This is a genomic window from Enterococcus sp. GPZ-007 (assembly GCF_059374735.1).
In genome coordinates, this window is record NZ_JCAFYN010000058.1 from 1 (window position 1) to 20369 (window position 20369).

Annotated in this window: 19 protein-coding genes and 1 other annotated feature; of the genes, 9 read left to right on the plus strand and 10 right to left on the minus strand. The window is 38.3% G+C overall.

The window, feature by feature from the left end; translation table 11 throughout:
- Window positions 1–126: 126 nt before the first annotated feature.
- From aroD to AC4J95_RS19255, 5 genes are all read right to left on the minus strand, one after another.
- A complete protein-coding gene (gene aroD, locus AC4J95_RS19235; protein WP_494551239.1) occupies window positions 127–879 on the minus strand; it encodes a type I 3-dehydroquinate dehydratase in 753 nt (250 codons plus the stop codon).
- Window positions 880–891: 12 nt separating this feature from the next.
- Window positions 892–2079 (minus strand): MFS transporter, encoded by a 1188-nt coding sequence (locus AC4J95_RS19240; protein ID WP_494551240.1) that lies wholly within the window; start codon window positions 2077–2079, stop codon window positions 892–894.
- Window positions 2080–2093: 14 nt separating this feature from the next.
- Window positions 2094–2972, minus strand: coding sequence for a shikimate dehydrogenase (locus AC4J95_RS19245; RefSeq protein WP_494551241.1), 879 nt, complete (start codon window positions 2970–2972; stop codon window positions 2094–2096).
- Between the two features lie 45 nt (window positions 2973–3017).
- Window positions 3018–5045 carry an oxidoreductase gene (locus AC4J95_RS19250; protein WP_494551242.1) on the minus strand — a complete coding sequence of 676 codons (2028 nt, stop codon included), beginning with the start codon at window positions 5043–5045 and terminating at the stop codon, window positions 3018–3020.
- Between the two features lie 120 nt (window positions 5046–5165).
- On the minus strand, window positions 5166–6383 hold the full coding sequence (locus tag AC4J95_RS19255) for an MFS transporter (protein WP_494551243.1): 1218 nt from the start codon (window positions 6381–6383) through the stop codon (window positions 5166–5168).
- A gap of 128 nt (window positions 6384–6511) precedes the next feature.
- Between AC4J95_RS19255 and AC4J95_RS19260 the strand changes: the two genes are divergently transcribed.
- The 7 genes from AC4J95_RS19260 to AC4J95_RS19290 all read left to right on the plus strand — a co-directional run bounded on the left by AC4J95_RS19260 (window position 6512) and on the right by AC4J95_RS19290 (window position 12036).
- Entirely contained in the window at window positions 6512–7405 is an 894-nt protein-coding gene (locus tag AC4J95_RS19260; RefSeq protein ID WP_494551244.1) for a LysR family transcriptional regulator, read from the plus strand.
- A 119-nt stretch (window positions 7406–7524) separates the two neighbouring features.
- Entirely contained in the window at window positions 7525–8238 is a 714-nt protein-coding gene (gene rsmG / locus AC4J95_RS19265) for a 16S rRNA (guanine(527)-N(7))-methyltransferase RsmG (RefSeq protein ID WP_494551245.1), read from the plus strand.
- Window positions 8239–8314: 76 nt separating this feature from the next.
- Entirely contained in the window at window positions 8315–9082 is a 768-nt protein-coding gene (locus AC4J95_RS19270; protein ID WP_316402200.1) for a ParA family protein, read from the plus strand.
- Window positions 9069–9959 (plus strand): ParB/RepB/Spo0J family partition protein, encoded by an 891-nt coding sequence (locus AC4J95_RS19275; protein WP_316402199.1) that lies wholly within the window; start codon window positions 9069–9071, stop codon window positions 9957–9959. Before AC4J95_RS19270 ends, AC4J95_RS19275 begins: the two co-directional genes overlap by 14 nt.
- A gap of 29 nt (window positions 9960–9988) precedes the next feature.
- The gene (locus tag AC4J95_RS19280; RefSeq protein WP_316402198.1) at window positions 9989–10186 is read left to right on the plus strand and encodes a DUF951 domain-containing protein; all 198 of its coding nucleotides are present in this window, start codon (window positions 9989–9991) and stop codon (window positions 10184–10186) included.
- Window positions 10187–10216: 30 nt separating this feature from the next.
- Window positions 10217–11317, plus strand: a complete 1101-nt coding sequence (ychF, locus tag AC4J95_RS19285) for a redox-regulated ATPase YchF (RefSeq protein WP_494551246.1) — start codon at window positions 10217–10219, stop codon at window positions 11315–11317.
- Between the two features lie 14 nt (window positions 11318–11331).
- Window positions 11332–12036, plus strand: a complete 705-nt coding sequence (locus tag AC4J95_RS19290) for a DUF1129 domain-containing protein (RefSeq protein ID WP_494551247.1) — start codon at window positions 11332–11334, stop codon at window positions 12034–12036.
- Between the two features lie 41 nt (window positions 12037–12077).
- Here AC4J95_RS19290 and AC4J95_RS19295 read toward each other — a convergent pair whose 3' ends face one another.
- The gene (locus tag AC4J95_RS19295; RefSeq protein ID WP_494551248.1) at window positions 12078–12785 is read right to left on the minus strand and encodes a DUF4811 domain-containing protein; all 708 of its coding nucleotides are present in this window, start codon (window positions 12783–12785) and stop codon (window positions 12078–12080) included.
- A complete protein-coding gene (locus tag AC4J95_RS19300) occupies window positions 12782–14248 on the minus strand; it encodes an MDR family MFS transporter (protein WP_494551249.1) in 1467 nt (488 codons plus the stop codon). The genes AC4J95_RS19295 and AC4J95_RS19300 overlap by 4 nt, the downstream gene beginning before the upstream one ends.
- Window positions 14249–14392: 144 nt before the next feature.
- Here AC4J95_RS19300 and AC4J95_RS19305 point away from each other — a divergent pair, with 144 nt between their 5' ends.
- Window positions 14393–14866: a MerR family transcriptional regulator gene (locus AC4J95_RS19305; RefSeq protein ID WP_316402193.1), complete on the plus strand. Its 474-nt coding sequence runs from the start codon at window positions 14393–14395 to the stop codon at window positions 14864–14866.
- A gap of 104 nt (window positions 14867–14970) precedes the next feature.
- Complete coding sequence (guaB, locus tag AC4J95_RS19310; RefSeq protein ID WP_316402192.1) at window positions 14971–16455, plus strand: IMP dehydrogenase; 1485 nt, start codon at window positions 14971–14973, stop codon at window positions 16453–16455.
- Between the two features lie 61 nt (window positions 16456–16516).
- On the opposite strand, the gene serS is transcribed toward guaB, so the two are convergent.
- From serS to croR, 3 genes are all read right to left on the minus strand, one after another.
- Window positions 16517–17797 carry a serine--tRNA ligase gene (gene serS, locus AC4J95_RS19315; protein ID WP_494551250.1) on the minus strand — a complete coding sequence of 427 codons (1281 nt, stop codon included), beginning with the start codon at window positions 17795–17797 and terminating at the stop codon, window positions 16517–16519.
- 44 nt (window positions 17798–17841) lie between these two features.
- Window positions 17842–18051, minus strand: a binding site (T-box leader).
- A gap of 30 nt (window positions 18052–18081) precedes the next feature.
- Complete coding sequence (locus tag AC4J95_RS19320) at window positions 18082–19263, minus strand: sensor histidine kinase (protein ID WP_494551251.1); 1182 nt, start codon at window positions 19261–19263, stop codon at window positions 18082–18084.
- Window positions 19253–19942, minus strand: a complete 690-nt coding sequence (gene croR / locus AC4J95_RS19325) for a response regulator transcription factor CroR (protein ID WP_010742532.1) — start codon at window positions 19940–19942, stop codon at window positions 19253–19255. Before croR ends, AC4J95_RS19320 begins: the two co-directional genes overlap by 11 nt.
- Between the last annotated feature and the right edge of the window lie 427 nt (window positions 19943–20369).

Genomic DNA, 20369 nt, shown 5'->3' on the forward strand with positions numbered 1-20369 from the left:
GAAATGAGACAGCTTAGTTTTAAGCTGTCTTTTTATTTTCCCCACCATACAGATGATAAAGAAGGCGGAAAAAAACACTTGAATAACTCATTTTAAGAAATAAAAAAAAGCGACAGAATCGTCACTTTAAACTTGTAAAGTATCAATGATTTTACGTAATTCCGTCACGGAGATTTGTCCAGGGGCTGAGGCTGTTCCCGCAGAGCCGAAAGTTGCTGCCGATCCAAATACCTGACCTGAGATTCGGCTGATCATACCTAATGCTCCCATTGACATGGTGATTAACGGTCGATCGGAATAATTTTCGTACATCTCACGTGTTGCCTCTAGTAAAGTTAAAACATCTTCGCTATTTTGCGGCATCACGGCAAGTTTGCATATATCAGCGCCTTTTTTCTGCATCTGCTGCAACCGGGAAAGAATTTCTTCCTTAGGCGGTGTTTTATCAAAATCATGATTACACATAATTACTTTAATTCCCTTTTTTTGGGCAGCTTCTAACGTCTGTGTAACACGTTCTTCAGGCATAAATAACTCTAAATCAATCAAATCAAGACGGCCATGCTCGATCAACGTATCATAAATTTCAAAGTATTTTTCATCGCTCAAAGATAGTTCGCCACCTTCTTTGTAGGTACGAAAAGTAATGAGTAGCGGTTTATTGAGTACTTTTCTTAATTTATGCGAAAGATCAGCCACTATTTTTGTCTGCTCTACATCTTGAAAAAAATCAATCCGCCATTCAACGATGTCACAATCAAGCTGTTGAATGTGTTCAGCAGAAGCTAGAAGTGCGGATTCAGTTCGGTCTACCAGAGGAACGATTATTTTAGGTTTGCCCTCACCAATGATAATTTGATCAATCTTTACTTTTTTCATATAGTCTCCTCCTTAAGCTGACAAGTCGACTGTTCTGCGATAACGAATGAAAATAATTACCGCTAACAAGAAGCCAATTCCAGCGATAATGGTATCAAATAGCATAATACCACGAACGTTGGTTTTAGCGATGGCTGCTGCAATAATCGGAATAAGGAAAGATGCAATACTACCAAAGGTATAAAAGACGCCTGTGATGGTACCTTTACCAGCAGGAAACATCTCTCCCATCACTGTTAATCCTAGCTGCATCACGCCACCAGCTGCAAAGAAACCAACGAATGCTGCTCCTATCATCATGACGGTTGGTGTTGGGAATAACCACATCACTAAAATCGTCACAAAAGAGACCAACGTGTAGAGTACTACTAAGTATACAGGCCGTACCTTTGTTGCCAGAACGGCTGTAACGGCGACACAAACTAGAGAACCGGTAGAATAATAGGAAATCAATAAGTTTGCATTGTCAGTCGTCATGCGAGCGACTTCTTCCCCATAAATACCGATAAATTGAGAAATCAAATAGAAGGTCGCTTGAGAAATAAAGCCGTAAATAATGAAGCAGACTCCTTCAATGGCGATTTTCGGTTGGCTTTTAAAAGTAACTGCTTGGATCTCAGTCTGATCATTTTCTTTTGCATCTTGGTCAGGAAATGGCCGTTTCAACAAGAATAAGCCATTTAAGACAAAAACGATAACTGGAATGATAAACGACCAGCCGTACCATAACTGATTGGTATTAATAATCTTTAACATAATTGGTAATGTGAATTGTCCAATCTGCACAAAAGCCTTGATTAAGACGTTTGCTGTACCAGCTTTTTTTGGAAAAGATTCCATCAATGCTGGATACGTACCGGAGTCTAAGAAGGAATTTGAAACTCCGGCAATCACTGCAAAGATCATGGCCGTCGAAACACTCTGACTATACAAAATACCGAAGAAATACAGAGAATAAGTAACGATTCCCAGATAAATAAAAGGCTTTCTTCCGAATTTATCGGATAAACGACCAGAAATCAGAATAGCGATCAACCGGCCGATTCCCAGCATGGAAATAACTTTTGCCACACCCATTAAATCGGTATCCCATTGCCCCATCAGAGCTTTTTGATTTTGTGAGATGATGATGACACCCATCCCGTGAATAATGTAGTTAATATAAAGACCGATCGCTGTTGGTAAGTATTTATTTTTCATATCTAACACTCCGCCTATTCATCAAATAGTAAATCTTTAATATATGTGACTGGCATCTCCTCGCCAGTAAAAAGTTTAAAGGCTGCAGCCCCTTGATAAAGCATCATACCTAATCCGTTAATGGCTTTTTTTGCTCCGTGCTCTTTTGCAAAACGTAAGAGTTTCGTTTCTCGCGGTGCATAGACTACATCAAAGACGACTAAGTCGGGACGAATCATTTCGGGATCGTTAATTAAGCTTTGGTCTTGTAAAGGTTTCATACCAACCCCTGTTGCATCAATATAAATACTACTTTCCTGAACAGATTGTTTAAATGACTTTTGATCAGACAAATCAGTTAAAGTCGCTTGACAGCTAGTATGCTCATTGATTTTTTTAACTGTTTCTACCGCATTTTCATATACGTCGTCTTTAATATTGAAAATACGCAATTCTTTGGCGCCATCGAAAGCAGCCTGGATAGCAATAGCCGTTCCTGCCCCGCCTGCCCCAGTTAAAGTAACAATTTGATCTTTTACTGAAACGCCTTCATCCATCAAGGCTTTCATTGCACCGACCCCATCAGTGTTATAACCAACTAGATGACCTTGACCGTCCTTGTTTGTAACGGTATTTACTGCTCCGATCAATTGAGCTTCGGGAGAAATTTCATCTAAGTAGGGGATGATCGCTTGTTTATTAGGCATAGAAACGTTAGAGCCACGAATACCTAAAGCGCGTATCCCTTCTACTGCATCCTTCAATGTTGAATTGTCCACTTCAAATGCTAAGTAAGCGTAATCTAATCCTAGTTTAGCAAAGGCTTCGTTATGCATTGTAGGAGACATACTGTGACGAATAGGGGTTGCGATTAAGCTAATTAATAAAGTGTGTCCGTTTAATCTTTCTGTCATTGTTCAATTCCTCACTTATTTTATATTTTTATTGTGAATTCATAATCAAGCGTAAGCAGTGAAAGATGCTTTTCGATGAATAGTCAAATTATTAATGACTTTTGTCACATCACGTGCTTCTCTGGTTCCTTCCATGATCCTTCTAGCTACTTTGCTATCACCAATATTAAGCAGTGTTACATCGTTATGATTAGCATAAGCGGTTAGTTTTGCGATTAATGGGGCATTAGCTCTCATTCCTAAACAAATAAAGCCTAAATCAAAAGGTAATTCCAATCGTTTTCCTTCAGAATTTTCTACAATAAAATGATCTTTTTGGACTTCCATTAATTTAGTAGAAGTATGAACCTCAACATTATAATCGCGGACAATCTCCATCATTCCTAATTTAGTAATGACATCTAAGTCTTTTCCTAATTGATCGACCATCTCAACAATATGGACTTTTTTGGCTCCGTTTTCGGCATAGTATTCAACAACGTCTAAACCTACTGCGCCACCGCCGATAACTACGACTTCTTTGCCAACGAAATCATTAAATTTATCCATGTTTTCTAAAAGGTCAAAAATAGAGAACACTTGTCTTTCAGATTTTGCTAGTTCATCATGTAATCCTTTTATAGGTGGTAATAATGGTGTTGCTCCTGTAGTGTTTACAATTAAATTAGGTGTTTCTTTTAAATCAGATATTGTGAAACGATGGTTTAATTTGATAGTTAAGTTCTGAATTTTTTCTGATCTATTAGTTAAATAAGTAACAAAATCATCGATTCGTCGTTTATCAGGGAATCGAGCAATCTCATGAGCCAAACCACCAAGATACGACTTTTCTTCGTAAAGTGTAACATCTACGCCCATTTCTGCTGCACTAGCTGCTGCTTCAAGTCCGGCTGTTCCACCCCCGATTACGACCATTTTTAGTGGTGTGATGACTTGTGTTTTTTTATGAGAATCCTCGTAATAAAGATCAGGATTGACTGTACAGCGAATCGGACGCGATTTTGCGATACGATGATCAGCACAGCCGATGTTACACGAGATACACTTACGCAACAGTTCTTCTTGTCCGTTGGCGACTTTGTTGACCCAATTTGGTTCTGCGATTAGACCACGTCCCATAGCAAGTAGATCAGCATCTCCATTTAGTAAAATCTCTTCGGCACGCTGAGGACTACGGATATTTCCAGAAGTCACGATTACTTTTTCAGGATATTTATTTTTGACTGATTTTGCCATGTAACTGCGCCAGCCATCTTTTAAATTCATTTTATCGATTTGATATTGTAAATTATCATTTAAAGCAGATGAAACGTTGAGAATATCCACTTCATCTACAAAATAAGAAAGTAGATTCAAGGTATCATCTAATGTGTTACCATTCTGTAAAAGTTCATCTGCACTGATACGTAAAGAGATTGGAAAGAATGGTCCCACTGCTTGACGGACTGCTTGGATCACCATGCGAGCAAAGCGCGCACGATTTTCAGGCGTTCCGCCGAACTCATCAGTACGTTTATTGTAAATAGGAGATAAAAACTGACTGATCAAATAAGAGTGTCCTGCGTGTATTTCAACACAATCAAATCCAGCTTTTTGTGCTCGTGCCGCGCCTTCAGCATATTTTTGAACAATTTGTTCTATTTCTGCTTTTTCTAAGGGGCGAGGTACCGGATTTCCAGTTTTACTAGGGACATCTGAAGAAGAAACTGCTTTCATACCTTGTAAGCGTTGTTGGTAGGCAGACGCACCTGCATGATTAATTTGGACAGAAGTAGCTGCGCCATAGGCATGCATACGTTCATTAAACTGCCATAGACCAGGAATGAATTGGTCATTATCCATCCTTAATTGCGTTGTTCCATTTGTCCCTAAAGGATAATCGATGCAGATATTTTCTAAAGTGATTAACCCTGTGCCGCCTTTTGCTCGTTGTTCATAATAGGAATAGTGCTGTTCGTTGAAGGTGCCATCTTGATTCGCAAAATTTGTTCCCATTGGTGGCATGATCACTCTGTTTTTTAGAGTTAGTCGTTTAATTGTAAGGGGTTCAAAAAGCATTTGATATTTTTTCATTAAGTTCATCCTTTCACATATAATGAGAACATTCACAATATTTCATCTCTTATTCTACGAAAGGACAACTATAAAATCTAATGCTTTATTTTGATGTAAAACATAAATATAATTTATCGTTTAGCTTTCAATGATTTTTGCGGGAAGGTGTTTTTTGTAACGCTGCTGAATGACTAAAGAAGCGATAAAGCCTAATAAAATTAAGAAAACATCAAACCAAAAAACATATTCCATACCTTTTTTACTTATCACGCCAGTGATATAAGGGGTTACCATAACGGAGGTTGAAGTAGCTAATGAGTAGTAACTTGTATACCTTCCTTTTCTGCTTGGAAACAGTTCCAGCATCAAAGCCAATCCTAACTGCCAAATGCCTCCTGCGGCGAAAATTCCGATGATCAATGCTGCAACGACTGTAGAAATAAAACTTGGGGAAAGCAGCATCCAAAGTAATGATAATCCAGAAATAGCAACACAAAAACTAATTAATTTTGGAATATTTACACCTTTTTTCACAATGCCAGAAGTAAAAAAGACAGATGCAAAAGAACCGACACTATAAAGGCTGACAAATATCAAGCTATTCTCATGAGAAACAATTCGCATTGCTTCGGTATATTGCGGAATCCAGAGAATAAAGATATTAAAAATTGACACAGAAACAAAAGAGAAAACCAGCAAAGCGACCCCATCAATTTTGAAGTCTCCCTTGTTAATGATCTTTTTTGGTGCGTGTACAGGCTCATCAACTGTTTCTACAGGCAACGAACTCAATGGAGGGAATTTAGCAAAAACAAGATAACCTAAATTAGCTAACAAACAAACCGCACACAAGATAAACGGCCAGCCAAAAAATAATCCTTCTTTGAGCAGATAACGTGTAATAAATGGCAAAATAAATTGGCCTAGAGAAATAAATGCTTTATTAAGAACGCTAAGAGAACTGTTGGTTTTCTCATCCGGGTAAGCTTCTACTAAGGTAGGGTAAGTGCTAGTATCTAAAAAGGCATTACTGACACCTCCGAATAAGGCAAAGAAAAAGGCTATTTGATAATTCGGACTATATAAAACACCGAAAAAGAAAAGTGCATAAGATATAATGGCGATAATCACTGTTTTCCGGCGGCCAAATGTGTCTGAAAAAAAGCCTGAGAAATAAAGACTGATTATTCTTCCCAGACCAATTGCACTCATTACTAAGGTGACTTGAGTAGTACTAGCTTGCCATTGGTTTTTTAAAGCAGTCATATTTTGTGAAAGTATGATGGCGGCCATACCTTGAAAAATGTAATTAAAGTAAAGACTGCCAATCAGTAAACGATATTTTGTAGGTTTCATAAGTAATCCCTCTTTATGTGATTGTTTTCACTTGATTATACATCAATAGTATGGTAATTGTATCATTAAAACTAATGATTTATTTTGATAAAATTGATAAAATCTGTTTATTGAATGAGGTGAGAAATATGAACTTAAGACAGCTAGAGTTTTTCGTTTTATTAGCGGAAAGCGAACACATGACTAAAGCGGCCGAGTTAGCTAATACATCCCAACCCAATGTGAGTCATTCGATGACAATTCTAGAACAAGAATTGGGTATAGCGTTGTTTGAAAAAAAGGGGCGCAATATTCGATTAACACGCCATGGTAAAATATTTTATGAGTATGTCCAGCCTGCGCTGCAGAAAATTGAGCAAGGACAACAAAGATTACAAGAAATAATCAACCCCAATTCTGGTGAAATTGAATTTGGTTTCATTTACACAATGGGGTCAACACTTGTGCCACGATTAACTCAAACTTTTCAGCAAAAAAAAGAAAATGAGGAGATTCAATTCGCATTCCATCAAGGCAACTCGAATAAAATTATTCAAATGTTGTTGGAAGATACGATTGATATAGGTATCTGTTCGAAAATTAGCGAGGATAATGACTTGATTTTTCAGATTTTGACACAAGAAGAGTTAGTATTGGTAGTTCCGCTAAACCATCCTTTGGCTAAGCGAAAGACGATTCAAATTGAAGAAACATTAAGTTATCCGTATGTTTATTATGGGAAACAAAGCGGCTTACGACCGTATTTGGATCGTCAATTAAAGAAATTAGGCGTAACTTTGAAAATCCAATGTGAGCTGGAAGAAGATCATAGTGTTTTAGGGTTTGTTGGGCAGGAATACGGGATCGCTATCATGCCCAATATCCCATCGATAAATTCTTTTCCAGTAAAAAAAATCACAATCACAGATATTTTGGAAGATCGCAATATTTATTTGGCAGTGAAAAAGAATAATTTAGAGATTCCGGTTTTAAAAAAATTCTATGATTTTTGTCTGGAAAACATTAATGAAAAATGGAATTAAAGCTTTCTTAATCTCCCTGTGAAACATGCGTAAACCATTGCATGTAAAGCTAGAATGCGTTAAAGTAGAGGATAGTCTGTGAAACATTTTGCTGTTTCACGAAAATGAGAGGAATTTTTATGACACCAGAAGAATTTCAAGCGGAATTAAGCAGGCAAGGAATCGATTTATCAACGAAACAGATGGATCAATTTGCGACCTATTTTCAATTATTGGTTGAATGGAACCAAAAGATGAATCTTACTGCGATTACCGATCATCAAGAAGTTTATTTGAAACATTTTTATGATTCTATAACATTGGCTTTCTCGGACACTTTCAAACCAGAAGGGAAGCTATGTGATGTCGGGTCGGGAGCAGGTTTTCCTAGTTTACCGTTAAAAATTGTTTTTCCTGAATTAGAGATTACGATCGTGGATTCTTTGAACAAAAGAATCACTTTTTTGACAACACTGGCAGAGGCTTTACAATTAGATAATGTGTATCTTTATCATGATCGGGCGGAGACTTTTGGACAGAATCCTAAATTTCGTGAGACGTTTGATTTTGTGACTGCTCGCGCAGTGGCGCGATTGAATGTTTTGACGGAGCTTTGTCTGCCGTTAGTGAAAAAGGACGGCTACTTCTTTGCCTTAAAAGCAGCGAAAAGCGAGGAAGAACTGACGGAAGCAAGACCAGCAATTGCCTTATTGGGCGGTAAGCTGATCCAAGCCGAAGATGTTTCATTGCCAAATGGCGATACACGACATATTATTACAGTGCAAAAAAAGAAAGAAACACCAAAAAAATATCCACGTAAACCTGGTATGCCTAATAAGCAGCCATTGAAATAATTATTTTCAAAGGGATGTTTCGACTTATTTTCTTAGCAGGAAATAAATTCTTTAGTATGAACTAGGAGGAAATTAGATGGCACGGATCATATCTGTTGCAAACCAAAAAGGCGGAGTCGGAAAAACGACGACGACTGTCAATTTGGGTGCGTGCTTAGCTCAGGATGGCAAGAAAGTTTTATTGATTGATAGTGACGCACAAGGAAATGCTACAAGCGGTTTAGGTGTGCGTAAACCTGATGTGAAACAAGATATCTATGATGTTTTAGTCAATGAGGTTTCAATCAAAGAAACAATTATTAAGACACCGCGTGAAAATTTATCGATTGTTCCTGCTACTTTACAATTAGCAGGTGCAGAGATTGAATTGACTTCTATGATGGCACGCGAATCACGTTTAAAGAGTGCTTTAGCAGAAGTCAGCGACGAGTATGACTTTATTTTGGTGGACTGTCCACCGTCATTGGGTCACTTGACAATCAATGCTTTCACAGCCAGTGATGCGATTTTAATCCCCGTCCAATGCGAATATTATGCACTAGAGGGATTGAGTCAACTATTGAATACAGTTCGTTTGGTTCAAAAACATTTCAATCCAGGTTTAGCGATTGAAGGTGTACTGTTGACGATGTATGACGCTCGTACCAATTTGGGTGCTGAAGTAGTTGAGGAAGTCCGTCGTTATTTCCAAGAGAAAGTTTACGATACGATTATTCCGAGAAATGTCCGTTTATCTGAAGCGCCTAGCCACGGCAAGCCGATCATTGATTATGATCCTCGCTCAAAAGGTGCTGAAGTGTATCAAGCTCTAGCAAAGGAAGTGTTAGTTCGTGAGCAAAAATAAAGGATTAGGCCGCGGAATCGATGCCCTATTTCAAGATCTTTCTGAAATCGAGGAGGTCGACATAAAAAACGATCAAGTAATTGAGATTCCCTTGAGTGATCTACGTCCCAACCCTTATCAACCGCGAAAATCATTTGATGAAACGACTTTGCAAGAATTGGCTAATTCGATCGAACAATCGGGTGTGTTCCAACCGATTATCGTCAGAAAATCAGCTGTTAAAGGCTATGAGCTGATTGCTGGCGAGCGTCGTTTTCGAGCGTCTAAACTAGCTGGAAAAGAAACGATTCCTGCAATTATTCGTGAGTTTGATGAAGAAGCGATGATGCAGATCGCGGTATTGGAGAACTTGCAGCGTGAAGACCTAAATCCGCTTGAAGAAGCTGAGGCTTATGAGATGCTGATGAAAAACCTAAAATTGACGCAAGCTGATGTGGCCAATCGTCTTGGAAAGAGCCGCCCATATATCGCGAATTATCTTCGACTTTTAACTTTGCCTAAACTGGTTAAGGAAATGGTGCAAGATGAGCGTTTGTCAATGGGTCAAGCCCGCACCTTGTTAGGTCTAAAGAAAAAGGATCAAATCTTAAAATTAGCAAATCGTGCGGTAAAAGAGAATTTGACAGTACGTCAATTAGAACAAATTGTTAATGAATACAATGAAGGTAAAGCGAAAGATAAGAAAAAAGGACCTCGTTTGACCAAAGAAAAACCATACTATTTACGAGAAAGTGAAGATCGTTTGATGGACAAATTCGGAACAGGGGTCGAAATCGTTGAGAAAGACGGTAAAGGAAAGATATCGATCGAGTATCTGTCTCCATCTGATCTGACACGAATCTTAGACATTTTGAATATTCATTTTGATGAATCGTAAGAATGTATATGGAATAGGAGGATTGCCAGATGTATGATTTAGGTGATATTGTTGAAATGAAGAAACCGCACGCATGCCAGACAAATCGTTGGGAGATCATTCGGATGGGTGCGGATATCAAAATCAAGTGTGTCAACTGCGGACATATCGTTATGATGACGCGACGTGATTTTGAAAAGAAAATGAAAAAAATCCTTGAAAAGAAAAGCGATACAGTTCAAGAATAATTCCTTAGTAGAGAAAGAGTGAAGTAGACCATGGCCTTAACAGCCGGAATCGTAGGTTTGCCGAATGTTGGTAAATCTACCTTATTTAATGCAATTACGAAAGCAGGAGCAGAAGCTGCCAACTATCCTTTTGCAACAATTGATCCAAACGTAGGGATGGTGGAAGTACCTGATTGGCGTTTAGAACGTTTGACTGAATTGGTTCATCCGAAAAAAACAGTACCGACCACATTTGAATTCACTGACATTGCTGGGATCGTCAAAGGTGCAAGCAAGGGTGAGGGGTTGGGAAATCAATTCTTGAGTCATATCCGACAAGTGGATGCGATATGTCACGTGGTACGTTGTTTTGACAATGAAAACATTACACACGTAGAAGGTCGAGTGGATCCATTAGAGGATATTGAAACGATCAACTTGGAACTGGTTTTAGCAGACTTAGATTCTGTTAATAAACGCTATACTCGAGTGGCAAAAGTTGCTAAAACAAAAGAAAAAAATGCAGTAGCAGAATTAGCTGTTCTAGATAAATTAAAACCCGTTTTAGAAGAAGGGCAATCTGCTCGTACAATCGAATTTACCGAAGAAGAACAAAAGATAGTCAAAGGTTTATTCTTGTTGACTAGTAAACCAGTTCTGTATGTAGCAAATGTCGATGAAGATACCGTGGCCGATCCAGATGACAATGAATATGTACAAACCGTTCGTAATTTTGCTGCCAGTGAACATTCAGAAGTGATTGTTGTTTGTGCTGAAGCCGAAGAACAAATTGCGGAGTTGGACGATGAAGATAAAGCTGAATTCTTAGAAGCAATGGGCGTTGAAGAATCTGGGTTAGATCAATTGATTCGTACAGCGTATGATTTACTAGGTCTAGCAACGTATTTTACTGCTGGTGAACAAGAAGTTCGTGCTTGGACCTTCAAAAAGGGAACGAAAGCGCCTCAAGCAGCAGGTATTATCCATACTGATTTCGAACGTGGATTCATTCGGGCTGAAACAGTATCTTTTGAAGACCTAGATAAATATGGCAATATGCATGCGGCAAAAGAAGCGGGTCGTGTTAGATTAGAAGGAAAAGATTATGTTGTGCAAGACGGCGATGTAATGTTGTTCCGTTTCAACGTTTAGGGAGGAAAGAAACAATGGAACCAGAGAAGTTGCAAACGTTGCAAACTGAGAATGTTCAACTTGAAGAAAAGTTGACTAAGCGTAACGAACAATACATTTTTGACTTGAAGAAAGCTTTAAAAGCAGCGAACTTAACGGATGAACAGACGATCGTTGCCTTAAATGAGATGCTGCCAACTTTAGTTGAAGAACAAAAAACAGGGAAAACGGCTCGACAATTGTTCGGAACTGTGTCCGAACGTTTAGACGCGATCGTGAATAAACCTGCTGAACAGAAAAAATCAACCACTGCTTCATTGATGTGGTTGGATAATTTCTTACTATTATTCGGTCTTTTAGGAATTGTTGCCGGAATCATGGGACTGTTTGTTTCACGTGGAACACAAACGGTTACTTATGGTTTAACAACGTTACTTGTAGCTTCAGCAGTCGGTGGTTTAGTATTTTATATGATGTATCTATTTGTTTATCAATATGAGCAACCAGGTGCTGATAAATCGAAGAAACCTAAAACATGGAAGACAATTTTAATGTTGGTTTCGGTTACGATTGTATGGTTCTTAGTCTTCAATGGAGCGGCATTATTACCGCTAGCATTGAATCCTATTCTTGATCCGATGGTTATGGTCGTACTATCAGGACTTGCTTTAGCGCTGCGTTACTACTTAAAAAAACGTTTTGGCATTGTCAGCAGTTTAGCTACTGCACCTCGTAGATAAAAAATAAAAAGAAGCAAAGTTCAGACGAACTTTGCTTCTTTTTATTTTGTTGCTTCAGCAATTAGTTTTTTCATTGCTTGTTGTTGGTATTCAGCAGTTGCTTGTTGAATGACTTTTTGCTGAGCTGTTTGATCCATTGATGGGTTTTGTATCATGGCAGCTTTGACTTTTTCTTGAACGAAAGACTTAGCAGTAGTTTGCATAGTCGTCTTGTTTTCTTGCACTAATTTCGCTAATTTTTTCGCTTGATCGGTACTTAGAACCAACCAATCTTTTTGAACATCGAAGGTATTTTTTTCCTTAATCAATTGGTGATCCTTGCTGGAAAGTCCAAACCAGAATTTTATCGTGTCATTTTTATAAACCCAATAGGTTTTTGATGTCTGTAATTGAGATTTTGCTTGATCCTTTTTCACAATATTGCTGACATGATCTGTTCCTGTTGGTTTTAGCTTTTTCTGTGACTCATTGGTTTTATACAAATAAATTTTCTCTTTCCCATTACCAAGTGGTTGGTAAAGCAACATCTTCATAGCTTTATTATCAGCTGTAGAGGTTAACGTCTGTGTCGTTGTTTCCGTAACTTTCTTCATACCATAATGGTAATGATCATTGGCAGTAATAAAACCTAGACTGATTAAGAAGATTACCGCGAAAGCAACGGAAAGAATTGTTTGCCAAGTCTTTTTACCAAATATATTTGTTAACGCAAATGCTAATACGCTAATGATGGTTACAACGAAGATCATTTTGCTGCGCTCCCTTCAACTTTTTTATTAGCTCTCAGGAAGAAGGTAATGATGAAACCTACTAACCCAAACACGACAGCGACAAAGAACGCTGCATGGTATCCAGACAAAGTAGCGCTGATTGCTTGATTTTTATATGATAACGGCAAGGTTTTTAATAAATGCGTTGATGGTAGATTATCTTTTGTGACGTTCGTTAGGATGCTGATTAAGATAGCTGTCCCAATCGAACTAGCCACTTGACGGAAGGTATTGTTTACTGCTGTACCATGACTGATCAGATTCATAGGTAATGCGTTCATGCCGGAAGTTGTGACTGGCATCATAACCATTGAGATACCGAACATTCGTAAAGCATATAGGATCACGATCATTGCTATCGGTGTTTCTTGCGTTAAGAAAGCAAACGGTAGAGTCGCCGCTGTAAGAATCAACATACCGCCGATTGCTAGGCGTTTCGCACCATGCTTATCAAAGATCGCCCCTGTAATTGGCATCATCATTCCCATAATCAAAGCTCCTGGCAACAGCATCAGACCCGAATGGAAAGCTGATTCACCTCGGATATTTTGAATATACAATGGAAGGACCATTTCGGCTCCTACCATCGCCATATTCACTACACCGCTCAAAATAGCAGCGATTGTGAAAGTAGGTGACTTAAATACCCGTAGTTCTAGGAAGGGATGCTCCAAATGCAATTGGCGCCAAACGAATAATCCGATAACGATTACTCCGACAACTAAAAAGCTAATCACTTTTGCGCTACCCCAACCATCATTACCTACGGAAGAGAAGCCGTAAAGTAAGCTACCAAAACCGATAGTTGATAACAAAGCTGATAGTACATCGATACTTGGATTAGATAACTGGATAACACTCTTCATTAAGAAGATTGCCAATACTAAAACTAAAATGACAATCGGAATCACCATTCCGAAAAGATCTCGCCAAGTGTAGTGATCGATAATCCAACCGGAAAGGGTAGGACCTAAAGCTGGTGCAAGACCAATAACTATACCAGCCATCCCCATTGCGGATCCGCGTTTTTCTGGTGGGAAAATCGACAACATAATGTTTTGCAGTAATGGCATCGAAATTCCGACACCAGCAGCCTGGACTAAACGTCCGATCAATAATGTAGAAAAATTAGGTGCGACAAAACAAGTAATTGTACCGATCAAAAAGATTGTCATTGCTGTTAAATATAATCTTTTTGAACTGAATTTATTGATCAGCCAAGCGCTGATGGGGATCATGATCCCATTCACTAGCAAGAAGCCAGTTGTTAGCCATTGAACACTAGAAGCAGATATATCGAAAGCTTTCATTAGTGCTGGAAAAGCTGTTGTTAATAATGTTTGGTTTAACACCGTACAAAATGTTCCTATCAATAGTACAACGACTAATAAAGAACGATTGTAGGGTTTTCCATAAATATCGACCGTTTGATTATTACTCACGATCTAACGCCTTCTCTCTTTTTGAAAATTTTCAGAAAAAATAAATGTTCGTTTGTTACTTTACTGCTATTCGATTTTTTTGTCAACTTACTTGACACTATTGTTATCGAAAGTATAATAAGTAGGTGAAGAGAGGGATGCGGTGTGAAGAATAATACAGTCAAGCAGCTCCTAGAAAGTGATGACTTACTAGTAGGTATCAGTGAATTAAGTAAAGTAACCGGTGTTTCACCACGACAAATTCGTTATTGGGAACAAAAAGGCTACATTGAATCAACAGGTGAAAAGAGTGGTAATCGAAAATTTAAGTTGCCGATGGTGATCAAAGTAGAGATTATCAAACATTTTTTGGATGAGGGCTACACGTTGATTGCTGCAGTTGATAAGGCTTGTGAACGGCAAGAAAACATTCATCAAGCAAAAATATTGCTGCGCGATGTATTCAAAGGAATTCAACAGGTTGGAGACCGCTACACAGTGATACGTTTAGACGATTTTATCAATAAGAATGGCTTCTATTTGATTCGAGACAATGATACGAACCAAGCGACTTATCAAATGTTCGGGGATGAGAGCGAAATCACTACGGAATTACTAGAAAAATGGTTTGGAAACTGAGAAAAATAAAGGTTAGATGAGGATTTTAGCACTAGTTGTTGACTTCACTCGCTCATTCTGTTAGTTTTTTTATTAAAAATAATTCTGGGGAGTGGTAACGAACAATGTCTAATTGGGAAACGAAATTTGCAAAAAAAGGTCTGACTTTTGATGATGTTTTGTTGATTCCGGCGGAGAGTCATGTATTGCCAAACGAAGTGGATATGAGCGTACAATTGGCGAAAAATATTAAATTGAACATTCCGTTAATGAGTGCAAGTATGGATACTGTGACAGATAGTAAAATGGCGATCGCTATGGCTCGACAAGGCGGGCTGGGGGTTATCCATAAAAATATGAGTGTTGCTGCCCAAGCAGATGAGGTTCGAAAAGTAAAACGTTCAGAGAGCGGTGTAATTATTGATCCGTTTTTCTTAACACCAGAACACAAAGTACAAGATGCTGAAGATTTAATGAGTCGCTACCGTATTAGCGGGGTGCCAATCGTTGAAACATTAGAAAATCGCAAGTTGGTTGGTATCATCACTAATCGGGATATGCGCTTTGTGACGGATTATGATATGTTGATCAATGATGTTATGACGAAAGAGAGCCTTGTGACTGCTCCCGTTGGAACAAAATTACAAGATGCAGAAAAAACACTGCAAAAACATAAAATTGAAAAATTACCAATTGTCGATGATGAAGGTCGTCTAAGTGGACTAATTACTATTAAAGACATCGAAAAAGTCATCGAATTCCCAAATGCAGCGAAAGATGAACATGGGCGTCTGTTGGTTGCTGCAGCGGTAGGCGTAACAAGTGATACCTTTGAACGTGCTGAAGCTTTATTGAAAGCAGGAGCAGATGCTATTGTAATTGACACAGCTCACGGACATAGTGCGGGTGTCTTACGCAAAATTCGAGAAATTCGTGAAACATTCCCAGAAGCGACTTTAATTGCTGGAAACATCGCAACTGCTGAAGGGGCAAAAGCATTATATGATGCTGGTGTGGATGTCGTAAAAGTCGGAATTGGTCCTGGCTCGATTTGTACAACTCGTGTTGTTGCTGGTGTTGGTGTGCCACAACTAACTGCGATTTATGACGCAGCCTCTGTTGCGCGTCAATATGGCAAAGCAATCATTGCAGATGGTGGAATCAAATATTCTGGCGATATCGTAAAAGCATTAGCAGCTGGTGGACACGCAGTGATGCTTGGATCGATGCTGGCTGGAACAGACGAATCTCCTGGTGAATTTGAAATTTATCAAGGGCGTCGTTTCAAAACGTATCGCGGAATGGGTTCATTAGGAGCGATGGAGAAGGGTTCAAGTGATCGCTATTTCCAAAGTGGTGTTAACGAAGCGAATAAATTAGTCCCCGAAGGTATCGAAGGGCGTGTCGCCTACAAAGGAACCGCAGCGGATATTATTTTCCAAATGATCGGCGGACTGAAGGCTGGTATGGGATATGTCGGTGCAGGAGATCTAAAACACTTACGTGAGAATGCACAATTTGTTCAAATGAGTGGGAATGGACTGAAAGAATCACATCCACATGATGTTCAAATCACCAAAGAAGCACCAAACTATTCAGTAGAACAATAAAAAAAATTTCTTGATAGATAAAAACAGCGACTTCGCATAAGCGTAGCCGCTGTTTTTGTATTTAATTTTCTTTTTTGATGACCTTCACATTGCCCATGTACGGAACTAAAACTTCTGGGATGGTAACAGAACCATCTTCATTTTGATAGTTTTCTAAAATTGCGGTCACAGTCCGTCCAACAGCTAACCCTGAACCATTCAAAGTATGGGCGTATTGGACTTTACCATCTTCATCGCGGTAACGAATCATCGCACGTCGAGCTTGGAAATCTTCACAATTAGAGCAAGAACTAATTTCACGATAGGTATTTTGAGCAGGAACCCAAACTTCAATGTCGTAAGTTTTTGCAGCTGAGAAGCCCATATCGCCAGTACATAAAGTAATGACACGATATGGTAAGTTTAATTTTTGTAAAATAATTTCGGCATTTTGAGTCATTTTTTCTAGTTCATCGTAAGAATTTTCTTTATCACTGAATTTGACCATTTCTACTTTATGGAATTGGTGCAAACGGATCAATCCACGGGTGTCACGACCAGCACTGCCTGCTTCAGATCGGAAAGAAGGAGATAGGGCAGTGAAATAGATCGGCAAATCTTTGCCATCTAAGATTTCGTCAGCATAGTAATTTGTCAAAGGAACTTCAGCAGTTGGGATCAAGGTTAGATCACGATCTTCAACTTGGAACACGTCTTCCTTGAACTTAGGAAATTGCCCTGTACCAAACATTGCTTTACTGTTCACTAGGTAAGGAGTAATCATTTCAGTATAGCCTTGTTCATAGACATGTTCATCTAACATAAAGTTATAGACAGCGCGCTCCAAACGAGCAGCCAAGCCTTTGTAATAGACAAAACGACTTCCAGCAACTTTCGCACCTCGTTCGAAGTCCAATATATCTAGATTTTCAGCAATATCCCAATGGTTTTTTGGTTCAAAAGAAAATTGACGTGGGGTGCTCCAGCGACGAACTTCTACGTTGTCATCTTCATCTTCACCGATCGGTACAGAATCATGTGGTAAGTTTGGTAAAGTTGTAGCAATTTCAGTTAATTGAGCATCAATATCAGCTACTTGAGTATCAAATTCTTTGATCTTTACGCCAACTTTTTTCATTTCAGCGATTTTATCAGCGGCCTGTTTTTTTTCACGCTTTAGTTTAGCAATTTCGTTTGAAACGTCATTACGATATTTTTTTAACTCTTCTGTTTTAACTAATAATTGGCGTCGTTGTTCATCTAGGTCTAAGAAACGTTTCAAAACATCTTCTTTTACGCCTCGAGTTGCTAATTTTTCACTAACTTCAGCAAAGTTGTTGCGGATCATTTTTACATCTAGCATTGTTTTTCCTCCTTTAAAATAAAAAAACACCATTTCATCCCAATAACAGGGACGAAACGATGTTGAATTTCGCGGTACCACCCAAATTCAGCCTAAGCTGCACTTGTTTGACGGATATCGACGTCACTCGGTTTTTCTTTCAAAAAACGCAGATCATGAAACTGGATTTCCTTAAGATGCTTTGTTGATTTTCACCAGCCATCAACTCTCTAAAAAAACACACATAAGTACTTGGTTTCCTGCATATCTTATTGACACCAGTATAAGCAATCAAAAATTTAAAGTCAATGATTATCCGAGATAGTCTTTGCCTGATTCTTATAGAGAGGCAAGTGAATAATGAACGAGGTCCAATCTTCATTAGATTGGGCGTAGATGTACCCCCCATGAAGATTGACAATATTTTGAGCGATTGCCAGACCAAGTCCAGTCCCGCTGATTTCTTGCGAACGTGAACCATCAACTCGATAAAAACGATCAAATAATTGATCCAAAGCTTCTCTAGGAATTGGGGTACCATTATTTTTCACTGTAACAACAGCTTCATTTTTCGCTTTTTCAATTTCGATAACTATTTTATCCGCTTCAGTTCCGTATTTTAGTGCATTGGTAATCAGATTGTTGAAGACACGTACAAGTTTTTCCGTATCTCCATCCATAATTAGTTGCTTCTCTTTTGTATCGACTTGAATCTGAATGCTTTTCTTTCTTGCTTCCAATTCAAAATCAGCGGCCAATTGCTCTAATAATTGCACCATGTCAAATGAAACATTATTAACTGGAACAGAAGGTTGTCGAACTTTAGAATACTCAAACAGGTCCTCTACCAAGGATTTCATCTGTTTGGCCTTTTTATAGGCGATACTAGTATATTTGAGAATTTCATCGGGATTTTGATATTGACCATCCTCGATTAGACCAAGATAGCCAATGATCGAGGTTAATGGTGTTCGAATATCATGACTGACATTGGTAATCAACTCATCTTTAGATTTCTCAATCTCACGTTCATCTTCGATAGCCGCAACGGTACTATCGACTAAACCGTTGATGCTGTCCACGACTTTGCTGAGATCTCCACGCAGCTCAAAAGGGATACGATAATCATAATTTCCATTAGCAATATAATGTAGTTCATTAATGATATGACGCAACTGCATTTGTCGATAACGGCGAATCAAACGCCAAAAGACAACAAGCACATCAATAATAATGAAGAATGGAATAACGAAATTGCGACCACTCCAAAAAATATCACTGTCAAGATTGTTTGCAAAAATATCTTTTGAACGATAGATTGCATCGGTCAAATCAGGAGAATTATTAAGCATCTGAGTGAAAAGGACCATAATCGCTACATTCAATAGAAGTAATAAAATGACTGTAACGATTCCTTCAGCAATTAATTCGCTGATTTCCTTTGAAGTAAGAGTAATTCTTTTTTTCTTTTCTAAGTTATTTTGCATCTATTTTATAACCCACACCCCAAACGGTTTGGATCACTTTTTCACCATCAGTCGCTTCTTCGATCTTATCACGTAAGTGGCTGACATGAACCATGACCGTTTTCGCTGAGACGATACTTTCTTGTTTCCAGACTCGTTCGAAAATTTCGTCTGCGCTGAAAACACGATTTGGATGACTTGCTAATAGATAAAGAATACCGAATTCTAGTGCCGTTAATTGAATTTCTTTACCGTCAACAGTTTTTACTTCATGGGAATCCTTGTTAATAATCAAAGACTGAATTTCGAGAATATCAGGCTGATCTTCTGCAACATGCATCTTAGTGCGGCGCAATAGTGATTTGACACGTGCCATCACTTCTAGAGGATTGAAGGGTTTTGTTACATAGTCATCAGCACCAGCAACCAATCCTTTTATTTTATCCATATCCGTTGTTTTAGCCGTTAACATGATGATCGGAATTTGCGATTCCTTTCTCAATTCTTTTACAACCTGCATGCCATCCATAACAGGCATCATAATATCTAACAATAATAAATCGATATCATTTGTAGTTCTGAGTTTACTCAATGCTTCTTTACCATCGTATGCTTTTACGACTTCATACCCTTCATTGTGCAAATAAATACTTAACAGTTCTACAATTTCTTTATCATCATCTGCAACTAATACTTTCATTAAATGTTCCTCCGTCCATAAAAAATGATTACATCCTCATTTTACCAAAGAAATTAAAGGAAGGCGAAAGACAGCACTATGAGTTAAGGAAAAATCAAAAATAAAATGACGAAAATTAATATTTCAAGATGGGTAGTAAACGAACTTTTGAAAACAAAAAAACGAACGAAAACGAGATAATCGGCTTTATCCATCGGGTTTAAAAAAAGTAGATAAAATCGTCATTTTTTCGTTGACCAAATCCTTTAAAACTGCTATATTATTTTATGTTCTGAAACAGAAAAAATATTTCGGAACACCTAAAATTGTTGTTGACAGATAACGGTCTTTCAGTTATTCTATCAAAGTCGCATAAAGCGATGACGACAATTTCTTCAAAAAAACTTCAAAAAAGTTGTTGACATCAAAACGGCAATCTGTTATGATT

What these genes read in the sequence shown, in the direction of transcription:
- aroD (WP_494551239.1), bottom strand. Translation starts at nt 879, where the DNA reads ATGAAAAAAGTAAAGATTGATCAAATTATCATTGGTGAGGGCAAACCT.
- AC4J95_RS19240 (WP_494551240.1), bottom strand. Translation starts at nt 2,079, where the DNA reads ATGAAAAATAAATACTTACCAACAGCGATCGGTCTTTATATTAACTAC.
- AC4J95_RS19245 (WP_494551241.1), bottom strand. Translation starts at nt 2,972, where the DNA reads ATGACAGAAAGATTAAACGGACACACTTTATTAATTAGCTTAATCGCA.
- AC4J95_RS19250 (WP_494551242.1), bottom strand. Translation starts at nt 5,045, where the DNA reads ATGAAAAAATATCAAATGCTTTTTGAACCCCTTACAATTAAACGACTA.
- AC4J95_RS19255 (WP_494551243.1), bottom strand. Translation starts at nt 6,383, where the DNA reads ATGAAACCTACAAAATATCGTTTACTGATTGGCAGTCTTTACTTTAAT.
- AC4J95_RS19260 (WP_494551244.1), top strand. Translation starts at nt 6,512, where the DNA reads ATGAACTTAAGACAGCTAGAGTTTTTCGTTTTATTAGCGGAAAGCGAA.
- rsmG (WP_494551245.1), top strand. Translation starts at nt 7,525, where the DNA reads ATGACACCAGAAGAATTTCAAGCGGAATTAAGCAGGCAAGGAATCGAT.
- AC4J95_RS19270 (WP_316402200.1), top strand. Translation starts at nt 8,315, where the DNA reads ATGGCACGGATCATATCTGTTGCAAACCAAAAAGGCGGAGTCGGAAAA.
- AC4J95_RS19280 (WP_316402198.1), top strand. Translation starts at nt 9,989, where the DNA reads ATGTATGATTTAGGTGATATTGTTGAAATGAAGAAACCGCACGCATGC.
- ychF (WP_494551246.1), top strand. Translation starts at nt 10,217, where the DNA reads ATGGCCTTAACAGCCGGAATCGTAGGTTTGCCGAATGTTGGTAAATCT.
- AC4J95_RS19290 (WP_494551247.1), top strand. Translation starts at nt 11,332, where the DNA reads ATGGAACCAGAGAAGTTGCAAACGTTGCAAACTGAGAATGTTCAACTT.
- AC4J95_RS19295 (WP_494551248.1), bottom strand. Translation starts at nt 12,785, where the DNA reads ATGATCTTCGTTGTAACCATCATTAGCGTATTAGCATTTGCGTTAACA.
- guaB (WP_316402192.1), top strand. Translation starts at nt 14,971, where the DNA reads ATGTCTAATTGGGAAACGAAATTTGCAAAAAAAGGTCTGACTTTTGAT.
- serS (WP_494551250.1), bottom strand. Translation starts at nt 17,797, where the DNA reads ATGCTAGATGTAAAAATGATCCGCAACAACTTTGCTGAAGTTAGTGAA.
- AC4J95_RS19320 (WP_494551251.1), bottom strand. Translation starts at nt 19,263, where the DNA reads ATGCAAAATAACTTAGAAAAGAAAAAAAGAATTACTCTTACTTCAAAG.
- croR (WP_010742532.1), bottom strand. Translation starts at nt 19,942, where the DNA reads ATGAAAGTATTAGTTGCAGATGATGATAAAGAAATTGTAGAACTGTTA.